Below are 11,531 nucleotides of genomic sequence, written 5' to 3' on the forward strand. Positions count from 1 at the left end.
AAGATGTCTTAAGACAGCTTCTTGTTGGAAATGCCTAAGTTTTTTGCTAATCCAAATAAGGAATTGATAAAACCGGCATCTTCACCGTTTTCGGCATCTGTGGCTGCCTGTTGCAGTTTGATCAACGCCGCAGAAACTGTTAGGTTTTTGATGTCATTAGACGAGATACCATATTTATCTGCTAGCCCACGTACTTTTTCGGCGAGATCACCTTTGCCGTCTGGGCCCAATAGTGAATTTTTGATATCAGTGGCATGTTTCGAATTGTCGATCAAATGGTCAAAACCCTTGGAATTGGACACCTGGCGTACAATGTTTTCGAAGAACATGGTTTCACCACCGACGATATCAATTTTCGCTGTTTTAAGTGCTTCGGACAATACACTTGCCTGCGCTTGGGCAATATCTTTTTGGATGTTGATCTGCGCAAGTTCGATGTCACGTTCTTTTTGCAATTGTAATTTGAACTCTTCGTGATCCTTGCCCACACCATCCAGTTTTTTCATGGCTTCGGCTTTCTCTTCGATACCTTTTGCTTCGGCAAGAGCTTTCTCACGGACAACCTCGGCCTGTGCCAGACCTTCTTTGCGCATGGCTTCGGCTTTTTTCTCAATAACGTTGGCCTGTACCGTACCCTGCTTCTCTTCCGCTTCGGCTTTTGCGACCATTACCTCGGCTTCCGACAAGCCTAATGCGGCTTCCTCTTTCGCTTGTGCTTCCGCTATGATCTTGCGGCTTTCGGCTTCTTTGAGTGATGCTTCTTTTTTCGCTTCGGCATCTATTAATAATTCCTGTGCACGTTTTTCTGCAATCTTACGCGCTGCTTCGGCATCGATTACTTTTTTCTCTGCTTCTTGTTCTGCCGCAATTTTTGCTGCTTCAGCGGCTTTAACTGTAGAAATTAATTTCTCTTCCGCTTCTTGTGATGCTGCAATAACGCCTGCCTGTTTCTTCCGCTCTACTTCACGGAATACTTCAATATCTCTGACACCTTGTTGCTCTTCGATAACGCCTTTTTCCAATTGGACACGCTCTTTGATGACCCCTTGGATGCTTTTCTTTTCGGTCTCGATCGAACGCTCTTTGTCAATCTGGGCCAAGGTGACAATACGCTCACGTTCGGTTTGTTCCAATGCGCGGTCTTTCTCTACGCGTTCGGCTTCCACAGCATCTGTACGTTGTTTGTTTTTCTCGGCAATGATAATCTGACGCAGCTTATTTTCTTCTTGTACGGCCAATTGCTCTTCGGTCGAAATGCGGACGCTTTCATATTTTAAGCGCTCTTCTTCACGTACTTTTGCGATCTCTGCTTCTTCACGGGCTTTGATATTATCAATTTCACGCTTTTGCTTTTCTTCTTTTTCAGCAAGCTGACGATCCAATTCTAAAATCGCTTCGCGAGCTTCGACGTTTTGCTTTTTGATCAATTTCTCTTCATCGCGACGGATGAAGTTGGCATTGATGTTTTGTTTTGCTGTCAGCTCTGTGATTTTTTTGATCCCTTCACTATCTAGGATATTGCTGGGGTTTAGATGCTCAATATCTGTCTGCTCCAGATAGTCAATCGCACAGTCATCCAAAATATACCCATTTAAGTCTGTACCAATGATATTGAGGATTTCGTCACGGAACTCACGACGTGCTTCATAGAGTTCGATAAAGTCGAATTTCTTACCTACGGTTTTTAGCGCTTCAGAAAATTTGGATTCAAAGATGCTCTTTAATGTTTCGGGTTCGCTAGCACGGTCACAACCCAAGTTTTGGGCAACGTTGATCACATCGTCCACATTTTTGTTGACACGGACAAAGAAGGCTACTTTGATATCAGCACGGATATTGTCTTTACAGATCAACCCTTCGCTCTGCATACGGGCGATTTCAATTTTTTTGATGGAGATGTCCATGATCTCCATCTTGTGGAAAACTGGGACGACATACATACCCTTGTTGAAGGCAACTTTCGTTCCGCCGACACCTGTCCGGACAATTGCCTTTCCCTGCGGGATCTTTTTGTAGAATGCACTCAGTACAACAAAGAATGCAAAGATTAGAAAAACAGCTAAACCGACAATCAGCAATATAATTCCGTTTAAGCCGCTTAAAAATAAAAGAGGTTGATATAGCATATTGATTAGTATTTATTTAGATTTTAGTATTTAGATATGAGTATTTGGATTTTAGTTGCGCAAGCCTACGGCTTACCGATCAAGTCTTAATCCTTGCTCTTTGTTCTTTTTCATTTTCGATTAAATATTGTCAATGGTGATTTCCTTGGTGACATAATAATATTTTTTGTCCTTGGATTCATCCACAATGATGACATCATCGCCATAGCCGATTTTCTCGCCATTATGACTTACAACATTAAGACGAATTGGGTCTTGTTGGATGATAAATTCAGCAGAACCTATTTTTTTGCCTTCAATACTTGCACGCATTTTACCCATGCGGCCAAGGAAATCATGGCTCTCTTCACCATTATAGCCAATATTTTTGAACATTCTTGCTAAGGGTTTGGTCAGAAAATGCATTAAAAAGAACGTAACGATAAAAACAGGAACCAGGATCAATACCGATTTTATTCCCCAGGATGCGACGTCAATATACAATGAAGATACAATGGTGATCACCCAGCCAACGAATTTAAATAGGGTCACAATAAGCATAATGGGCACTTTTCCGACATTGATATAATCCATTGCCTTGGCAAAGAAACCCGGTTCGGTATGCGTATCGGAGTCTGTATGATGATGTGGATGATCTGGTCCATCGGTATCAATATCATGTGAGCCATCGACGTCACTGACATCAGGTGTAGGATGTAGGTCCACATCGGCATCCGCGTCAAATAGATGCACGCCATCGCCCATGAGAAACATAAATAACCAATACACCACAGACAGGCCTGTCAGGACAGTCATGATGCCATTTGACAATGGGTTGAATAAGATATTGATTAGTTCTGTCATCGTATTTTCTTTTAAATTTTTTCTCTTTTGAAGGTATAATGAAATGACCAGGAATTACCATTCATTTCAAGGTCCTGCATAGCGACCAGCTCCCAGCCCTGATCACCGAGGTCGTTCAGAATCTTGTCGATTTTGTCCGAGTCTAATTTGGTACCCCAGAAGCCTTGGGGTTCAATTTTGACTGTTTTATACTCAAATTTCCGCATCGCCATTCAATTTTCGTTTTAATTCTTCCAGTTCACTGTTGACGGAATCCGAACCACCGATGGATTCATTGATTTCATCTACCTTGCTTTTGTTGCCCGTTGCGATTTCACCATAGGCTTTTGCTAATGCTTCGTCCTCTTCGACTTTTTCTTTCATGCGTTCCAACATGGAAATTGTGCTGTTGGAATCAATGTTGGCCAGTTGCCGGTTGACCATTTTAGCTGCATTGGAAACCTTGACCCGTGCTTTCAAAGTTGACAATTCACTTTCCCATTTAGCTATATTGAATTTAAGTATATCCACATTTTTATGTAATTCCTCTGCGGAACTCTGATGAATTGCTGCCTGTTTTTCCAGTTCGGTAGCTTCGATCAACAATTGCTTTTTCAGTAATAGGGCCTCTTTGGCTAAGCTTTCTGCCTTTTCGGTAGAAAGTTCTCCTTTTTGAGCTTTTTGCAACAATAAAATAGCTTTGCTTTCAAATTCATTGGCTTCTTCTTTTTTCTTTTCACAGTTATTCTGCGTGCGTATGGCTAGCGCTTTTACTTTTGCATAAGCCTCTAACGATTGCTCCAGGTCTTCTTTCATCTCACGGATACCTTGCTCCGTCATTTTGATGGGGTCCTCCATTTTGTCCACTACAGCGTGGATTTCTGCTTGACCGATTCTGAAAATTCTCTTAAAAATATTCATTATTCTATAATTTTGAAAAACTTATTAACTGATTATAATATTCACTGATCAAAAGACTAAGTGAATTGATGGCTGCATCAAATTCATTCTGATCTAGATTATGTATCTGCAAAGTGTATCGGAATATGACCTTTCTGCCATCCTCCGTTAAGGCAAATCCGCCATGGATGATATCTCTATTTTTTATGAGCAACGATCTGAACATGTCCATGTTCTCGTTGTTTATGGTAAATAGATACTGCTCGAAAATTACGATGGGTTGTGCTATACCCACAATGAGATTGCGAATACCATCATCTTCGTTTTCGATTACAAAGACACCTTCTTTTTCATCCTTATGGGTAATATTATAACCGATGTTGGCGATATAATTTTCAATTTTTGAGAAGTACATAATCAAGTTTTTTATATATTGCACATATTCTTTGCATAAAGATAGTAAATTGCAAAAATATTTTGCAAGAAAAAATTAATTTTTTTTTAAAATGAGTAACGTCGGGAATAATATAAAAAAGCTGAGAAAGGTGAAAGGATTGAGTCAGCAGGCTTTTGGAGATGTTTTTAATCTTACCAGGGGGAATATTTCATCTTACGAAGAGATGCGTGCCGAGCCAAAAATAGAGATTGTTCTAAAAATTGCAAATTATTTTGGCATTCCTGTGCAGCATTTGATTGAAAAAAATCTTTCCGTTAATGAGATTCTCAATTTTAACGATTATTTTCAGCCCGATACGCCTGCGGTGGAGGGCAAGCGATTGGCACAGGTTCCGTTATTGGAACGGGATGCCTTGCTCGATGCCTGTACTTATGTATCAAAATTGAATGAGCTTCCAGTCATTGAGTTTCCGTTGCAGAGCCGCAACCGTTTTATTGCGATGGAATATATGGATGCAATACCCGCACCAGGTGATTTCATTGTAGCACCGCGCTCAATTCTGTTTTTTGAAGAAATTGATATCGAAAGTTTACATACGTTAAATAACGCCTTTGGATTGTGTTTTTCAGCGGAGGAATTCTTTATTGGAAAATATGTGACGGAGGAGCGGGAAATAAGTCTGGTGTTAAACGCCTGGAAAAAAGTCGACTTTATATTGTCCGAGAAAGGGAATTTTTGGAAATTGTATGGTAAATTCGAACGAATATAGGCAATTACCCAGATCTATGTTTTTGTTACAATCGTATTTTTATATGGGGGTGATTTCCTACGTTTAAATGCAAATGGAACAGTCAAATTGCGGATTTTCACAATTTACTTGTTTTTTATGAAAAAAAATATTTGGATTATGAATTAAAATAATTCAATTTTAAGTTGGTAAATAATTTTAATTTATTATAAACTTATTCATTTCATGAAACCTTCATAATTTATTCAATCCTTTTGGAGTGAATAAAATTGATCGCTTCATTACAATTTAAAAAACAAATTTATACAGATGAAAAAAATGGCATTATCTGCGGCAATTGCTGCACTTTTCTTTGCTTCTTGCAATAATGCGGACAGCAAAAAAGTAGAAACAAAAGATACAGTCACAACGACTGATACACAAGGTGGTGTGGCGCAAACAACAACTACGGAAACAACAACAACGACAGCAGTTCCAAAATTTAGTTCTCCAGAAGCGCAACAGTTGGCAGACGATTACACAAAATATGTAAATGAGTATGTGGCTGCAGCAAAAAGTGGAGATGCAACCAAACTGCAGGAATTGGTTGGAAAACAACAAGAATGGGCTACAAAAACAGCTACAGCTGCTTCTAAATTAACCCCGGAAGATGCCAAGTTATGGTCTGAGTATGCTCAAAAGTTGGCAGCAGAGTTAACTGCTAATGCAACAAAATAATTTAGATATAAGGGTATTTAAAAGAAAGTAGGGCAACAAGAGATGTCCTACTTTCTTTTAAATCTTTGAATCAGAACGGTAGATCGTCCTCCTCCTCTTCTGGTAATGCTGGGACATGATCTTTTGATCCACTTGGATCTGATAGAATTAAAAAGCTTTCGACTTTAATCTCCGTAATATATCTTTTCACGCCGTCAGCACTTTCGTAGTTGCGATAGGTGAGCTTTCCTTCGACCATCAACTTGGTTCCGCGGCTACATTTCTTTTCAATGGTATTGTTTTGGTTTCCCCAAATGACAAGTGTATGCCACTGCACTTCTTCGACCCATTCACCAGCCTTGTTTTTGAAAAGATCATTTGTAGCAAGACGTAAAACAGAATAGCTAGTTCCTGTTGATGTGGTTTTGATGACCGGATCATTCCCTAAATGACCGATTAATTGTACTTTGTTTCGTAATGTACTCATTTTGTGTAATTTTTAAATGTTTCTAATAATTCTTATTTTAGTCATTGGTCATAGCCTTTAATCGCGTTGAATGACCTTGAGCAAAGATGAAAAGGAGATGAGATTATAATCGTCTGTTTACCATTTGTATTCGACTATAGTCGGTTGTAACCGTTTGTTGTCGCTTAACTTAGATTAAACACCATGGAAAAAGTCTGTTTGGAATGTGGACAAAATATACGGGGAAGATCGGATAAGCGTTTTTGTGACGATTCTTGCCGAAATGCTTATAACAATAAACTGAATAGCGATCAGACCAATTTGATTCGTAATGTGAATAATATCCTGCGAAAAAACCGTCGCATTTTGTTGGACGTATTAGACGGCGAGGGGATGATAAAAGTGCCGCGGGAGAAACTAAAAAGACAGGGTTTTGATTTCAAATTCCATACCCATACATTTGCCAATAGTAAGGGGCAGGTCTATAGTTTTATTTATGAGATGGGTTACCTTGTTCTGGAAAATGACTGGATATTGATTGTTCAAAAAAAGCCGCTTTAATCCATATTAATAACCTATTTCTTCGATGAAGGCCTTTTCTTCTCCTATCAATAATTCTTTGTAGAAATGAATGCTACTGAATTTTGGGAAAAAGGCTATTGACGTAACGGATTTTCCAGTTTGCTCATTCCGGGAAACTTCGGTTTGAGCAAACTGAATACTAGTTATTCTTAACTTACATCGGATCCTTTAATTCTAAAATAGTTTACTGTTGTGAAGATGATAATCACGGCATAATAGCACATTGGGATGAGCAGAAAAAACCAGCCTGTAAAAATATAATTTAAAGACGAGGGCAGTATATCTCCTTTTCGATGCGTTGTACCGTTCTTAAAGATAGACCGGCTTGATTAGCAAGATCTTGTTGTGTCAGTCCTTTGCGCTTTCTAGATTGTTTGATAAGTTGATTTACTGTTTGACTTTCCATGAAACGAAAATGGTTAAAAGGTTGATGATTTTAAAAAAAACAATATGACAATAATATGCCAATGATATAGCAGGTTTGTAAGTTGTTAATAATCAAATATTTTGTATTATGAAAAATATTTTGAATCTTTGTAATCAATAAAATAATAATATAAATTAAAAAAACGGAAGAATATGTTTGCAACAATAAAAAACCCAGCTTCGTCCTCAAAGAAGAGCCTTGGGCATATTCTTCGGAATACCGCACTCTCCTAATCTTCTTTTCCAGAAAATTTACTGGCGCTTGGACAGGACATCGTATTGTGATGTTTAACTCAACGACCATTTTGAAATGGTCTAGCCGATAAAAAGAAATGGCATCCTAGTGTGACTCGAGTTAGTCTCCAGGAGCCTAATACAGATCATGTTTAAAAAAATTTATGAATTCAGTGAATAAATATGTCCTTCAGGCCCTGGATAATTATCCATATTATCTGGAGGATACGTTAGAATCCCTGTCTTATGCCTTGTCATACGACGAATCCAATACCATGGCATTGTGCTTAATGGGCCGGGTTTATTCGGAACAACTATTGGATTATGAGCAGGCAAGGAAATATTTTCAGGAAGCTTTAACTCACAATGTGAATGCCTTGGAAGTTTACCCTTATTTTATACAGACCTTGATTGACATGGGTGATTATGAGGCGGCAAAGAAGACGATAAAATATGCATTGACATTGCCCGGGATAGCCCTGACAGTAATCTGGATTAAGAAAGTACTGTTGCTTGAGAAATTAAAGAAGTATAAAAAGGCTTTAAAAATTCTCAAAATGGCAAAGTTGGATAATATGAGCAGCGAATTATCCTCAACCTTAAAATCAATCGAAGATCGGATCAAGGGAAAAAAGGAAATGAGTAAGACAAGTAAAAAGCGAAGTAATTAATGATAATATACTTATTTCGGTTAAAAGGTCAAAAAATAAGCCCAAGATGAAATTTCATCTTGGGCTTTTATCAATATAGTGTAAGAATTATTCTGCTCTTAAGATTTTTGCAGCATCAACCATTGATTCTAAAGCGGCTTTAGTTTCAGGCCAAGCGCGTGTCTTCAAGCCACAGTCTGGGTTAACCCAAAGCTGCTCCGCAGGAACTACTGCTTTTGCTTTGCGCAATAGGTCTACCATCTCATCTTTATTTGGTACACGTGGGGAGTGAATATCATATACACCCGGACCGATATCGTTCGGGTATTTGAAATCACCGGCGAATGCATTTAATAATTTCATCTGAGAACGTGAAGTCTCAATGGTGATTACGTCTGCATCCATTGCTGCGATATCTTCGATCACATTGTTGAACTCAGAGTAACACATGTGTGTGTGGATCTGTGTGTCATCCTCTACATTGGATGAAGATACACGGAAAGCACGAACTGCCCAGTTCAAGTAATCTTTTTGATCAGCTTTGCGTAATGGTAAGCCTTCACGGATTGCTGGTTCATCAATCTGGATGATTTTGATTCCTGCTTTTTCCAAAGCTTGTACTTCATCCAGGATTGCCAATGCGATTTGGTAAGTTGTTGTCGAACGTGGTTGATCGTTACGTACGAAAGACCATTGTAAGATTGTTACAGGACCAGTCAACATCCCTTTAACCGGGCGGTTTGTCAAGGATTGTGCGTAAGAAGACCAGCGTACAGTCATATCTTGTGGACGGTATACATCTCCGTAGATAATTGGAGGTTTCACACAACGGGAACCGTAGGATTGTACCCAACCGTTTTGAGTGAATGCATATCCTGCCAATTGCTCGCCAAAATATTCAACCATATCATTACGTTCGAATTCACCGTGAACCAATACGTCGATATCCAATTGTTCTTGAAGACGGATTGTGTTTTCAGTTTCTTCAGCAATTGCTTTATCGTATTCTTCTTGTGTGATCGCTCCTTTTTTCAAATCAGCTCTCCATTTACGCACATCTTTAGTTTGTGGGAACGAACCGATCGTTGTTGTAGGGAATGCTGGCAAGTTGAACTTCGCTTGTTGTGCTGCTTTACGGTCAGCAAATACCGATGTACGCTTAGCATCGTCATCAGTAATATTGCTTGTACGTGTTTTAACTTCTGGTTTGTGGATCAATGGAGAAGTACGACGGCTTTCGGCGGCAGCTTTGTTTGCTTCAAAACGTTTTGCTGTTTCGGCATCAACTTCACCTTCAGCTAAGATCGCTAGATCTTTTACCTCTGCTAATTTTTGTTTTGCGAACGCTAACCAGTTTTTTACTTCTGCAGGTAATGATTGCTCATTGTGCTCATTGTCCAAATCAAAAGGAACATGCAATAAAGATGAGGAAGGAGCAAGCCAAACACGGTCTTTTCCTAATGCATCAACCGCTTGTTTGATTTTAACCAATGATTTTTCGTAATCATTTTTCCAGATGTTACGGCCCTCAACAATACCTAAAGATAATGTCAATGAAGCAGGAACTTTAGCTAAAACTGTATCCAATTGGTTTTCACCACGTACTAAATCCAAATGCAAAGCATGGATCGGTAAGTTAACCGCAATATCTTCGTTGTCTTTTAAAGCTTCGAAGTAGGTAGTAGCGATTAATTTGATATTTTTTGCAGCAGCAGCTAATTTCTCAAAAGTAGGTTGGTATAATGCTTTTACTTTTGCATCCAGATCCAAGGCCAAGAAAGGTTCGTCGATCTGAACATATTGTGCACCAGCTTCTGCCAATTTAGACAGGATCTGCTCATATACCGGAACCAATTTGTCCAATAGGTCGATACGGTCGAAACCAGCTTCTTTTTCTTTACCGATCAAAAGGTAAGTGATCGGGCCAAGTAAAACTGGTTTTGTCTCAATACCCAATGATTTCGCTTCGTTGTATTCATTCAAGAATTTCTCGGAAGTCAATTTGAATTCTTGGTCCTTTGTGAATTCGGGAACCATATAGTGGTAATTGGTATCCAACCACTTGGTCATTTCCATTGCAGTCACGTCAATTCCTTCTTGCTGGAAACCGCGGGCCATAGCAAAATATAAGTCTAAGCTGTAGTTGTTGTCAACTTTATTCAATAAAGAATGATAACGAGCAGGAATAGCACCAACAGTAAGGGTTAAATCCAATACTTGATCGTAAAAAGAGAAGTCATTGGAAGGGATCAAATCTATTCCAGCATCTTTTTGTGTTTTCCAATTGCCTTCACGAATCTTTTTTGCTGTGTCCAATAATTCCTCAACAGAAGATTTTTTAGCCCAATAGGCCTCATTGGCTTTTTTCAATTCGCGGAACGCGCCCACACGAGGGTAACCTAAATTGTTAGTCAATAACATAATAATGTTTTTAATATTTCTTTTTCAACTATATTTCTTGCTAGAGAGAAGGACACACTAGAATTCGGTGACTTCGGCTTATCATTCCCATATCATGTAGGGTAGAATTTAGCACCTTGTCAAGGGACAGGTTGCTAAGGCTTCATCGGGTCTATTCCCTCTGCCTTTCTCTATAAGCGACGCTAAGTTAGCACATTTTTTTTTGATATGCAAATTTTATATAAAAGTGCATTTATTTTTTATATTCTACTAAGAATAGAAATGTTTTATTTCTTTCTTTTCATTGGAAAGGAGGGTGAAATCGAGAATTAGTATTCCACCCCATTGCCTTTAGCTCACCAAGAGTTTGTAACCTTTTCCATGGACGTTGACGATTTCGACCTTGCTATCTTCCTTTAGATATTTCCGAAGTTTGCTGAGAAATACGTCCATACTCCTGCCGGTGAAATAGTTGTCATCATGCCATATTTTCAATAAAGCCTCTTCACGGGTCAATACATCATTCTTTTTTAAACATAGTAGGCGAAGTAACTCGGCCTCTTTGGTTGATAGTTTTTGCATCTGACCCTTATAGGAAATTTGTTGGCTTGTATAGTCAAAAAAGTAATCTCCAATTTCAAATTTGTCGGCGACAACTTCATCTTCTTTGTCTCTAACACTGCGTTTTAGCAGGGCATTAATCCGAAGAAGTAGTTCCTCAACACGGAATGGTTTAGTAATATAATCATCCCCACCTAATTCAAATGCTTCAGTCTTGTCTTCCATCATGCCCTTTGCAGTGGCAAAGATAATCGGTACTGTGCTATTTGTTTTTCTGATTTCACGGCCTACGGTAAAACCGTCTTTTTTAGGCATCATGACATCAAAAATGCATAAGTCATAATCATTTTTTTTGAACTGGGAAACGGCTTCTTCACCATCTGTACAGAGTGTAACGTCAAATTTTCCCTTTAATTCGAGATAATCCTTTAAAAGATCCCCCAAATTGGGATCATCTTCTGCTAATAATATCTTTTGCATAATGAATCTATTAATTTTCACTAATGTTCCTTGAATATACAAA

The 11,531-nt window shown here is 38.7% G+C and carries 13 protein-coding genes and 1 riboswitch; of the genes, 4 read left to right on the forward strand and 9 right to left on the reverse strand.

Features of this window, described 5'->3' with window-relative positions; all coding sequences use genetic code 11:
* Positions 1-8 precede the first annotated feature (8 nt).
* The 5 genes from B4A24_RS08400 to B4A24_RS08420 form a co-directional block, all read right to left on the reverse strand.
* Complete coding sequence (locus tag B4A24_RS08400) at positions 9-2,126, reverse strand: flotillin family protein (protein ID WP_293944295.1); 2,118 nt, start codon at positions 2,124-2,126, stop codon at positions 9-11.
* 120 nt (positions 2,127-2,246) lie between these two features.
* The gene (locus B4A24_RS08405) at positions 2,247-2,969 is read right to left on the reverse strand and encodes an OB-fold-containig protein (RefSeq protein ID WP_293944296.1); all 723 of its coding nucleotides are present in this window, start codon (positions 2,967-2,969) and stop codon (positions 2,247-2,249) included.
* A gap of 11 nt (positions 2,970-2,980) precedes the next feature.
* Positions 2,981-3,175: a DUF4177 domain-containing protein gene (locus B4A24_RS08410; protein ID WP_293944297.1), complete on the reverse strand. Its 195-nt coding sequence runs from the start codon at positions 3,173-3,175 to the stop codon at positions 2,981-2,983.
* Positions 3,162-3,869: a PspA/IM30 family protein gene (locus B4A24_RS08415; RefSeq protein ID WP_293944298.1), complete on the reverse strand. Its 708-nt coding sequence runs from the start codon at positions 3,867-3,869 to the stop codon at positions 3,162-3,164. Before B4A24_RS08415 ends, B4A24_RS08410 begins: the two co-directional genes overlap by 14 nt.
* Positions 3,870-3,873: 4 nt before the next feature.
* On the reverse strand, positions 3,874-4,263 hold the full coding sequence (locus tag B4A24_RS08420) for a YbjN domain-containing protein (protein ID WP_293944299.1): 390 nt from the start codon (positions 4,261-4,263) through the stop codon (positions 3,874-3,876).
* 91 nt (positions 4,264-4,354) lie between these two features.
* On the opposite strand from B4A24_RS08420, the gene B4A24_RS08425 reads away from it, so the two are divergent.
* Together B4A24_RS08425 and B4A24_RS08430 are read left to right on the forward strand one after the other, a co-directional pair.
* The gene (locus B4A24_RS08425) at positions 4,355-5,014 is read left to right on the forward strand and encodes a helix-turn-helix domain-containing protein (RefSeq protein WP_293944300.1); all 660 of its coding nucleotides are present in this window, start codon (positions 4,355-4,357) and stop codon (positions 5,012-5,014) included.
* A 288-nt stretch (positions 5,015-5,302) separates the two neighbouring features.
* Positions 5,303-5,710: a hypothetical protein gene (locus B4A24_RS08430; RefSeq protein WP_293944301.1), complete on the forward strand. Its 408-nt coding sequence runs from the start codon at positions 5,303-5,305 to the stop codon at positions 5,708-5,710.
* 70 nt (positions 5,711-5,780) lie between these two features.
* Here the strand turns inward: B4A24_RS08430 and B4A24_RS08435 are convergent, their stop codons facing one another.
* A complete protein-coding gene (locus tag B4A24_RS08435) occupies positions 5,781-6,176 on the reverse strand; it encodes a single-stranded DNA-binding protein (protein WP_293944302.1) in 396 nt (131 codons plus the stop codon).
* A 183-nt stretch (positions 6,177-6,359) separates the two neighbouring features.
* On the opposite strand from B4A24_RS08435, the gene B4A24_RS08440 reads away from it, so the two are divergent.
* Entirely contained in the window at positions 6,360-6,716 is a 357-nt protein-coding gene (locus B4A24_RS08440) for a hypothetical protein (protein WP_293944303.1), read from the forward strand.
* Between the two features lie 283 nt (positions 6,717-6,999).
* On the opposite strand, the gene B4A24_RS23880 is transcribed toward B4A24_RS08440, so the two are convergent.
* A complete protein-coding gene (locus tag B4A24_RS23880; protein ID WP_409456477.1) occupies positions 7,000-7,143 on the reverse strand; it encodes a helix-turn-helix transcriptional regulator in 144 nt (47 codons plus the stop codon).
* A gap of 418 nt (positions 7,144-7,561) precedes the next feature.
* On the opposite strand from B4A24_RS23880, the gene B4A24_RS08445 reads away from it, so the two are divergent.
* Positions 7,562-8,068, forward strand: a complete 507-nt coding sequence (locus tag B4A24_RS08445) for a tetratricopeptide repeat protein (RefSeq protein WP_293944304.1) — start codon at positions 7,562-7,564, stop codon at positions 8,066-8,068.
* An 87-nt stretch (positions 8,069-8,155) separates the two neighbouring features.
* Here the strand turns inward: B4A24_RS08445 and metE are convergent, their stop codons facing one another.
* Positions 8,156-10,468: a 5-methyltetrahydropteroyltriglutamate--homocysteine S-methyltransferase gene (gene metE / locus B4A24_RS08450; protein ID WP_312399961.1), complete on the reverse strand. Its 2,313-nt coding sequence runs from the start codon at positions 10,466-10,468 to the stop codon at positions 8,156-8,158.
* A 75-nt stretch (positions 10,469-10,543) separates the two neighbouring features.
* Positions 10,544-10,647: riboswitch (SAM riboswitch) on the reverse strand.
* A gap of 151 nt (positions 10,648-10,798) precedes the next feature.
* On the reverse strand, positions 10,799-11,488 hold the full coding sequence (locus B4A24_RS08455) for a response regulator transcription factor (protein ID WP_172392306.1): 690 nt from the start codon (positions 11,486-11,488) through the stop codon (positions 10,799-10,801).
* Between the last annotated feature and the right edge of the window lie 43 nt (positions 11,489-11,531).

It is taken from the genome of Sphingobacterium sp. UBA7249 (genome assembly GCF_002472835.1).
In the GTDB taxonomy this organism is placed as follows: domain Bacteria; phylum Bacteroidota; class Bacteroidia; order Sphingobacteriales; family Sphingobacteriaceae; genus Sphingobacterium; species Sphingobacterium prati.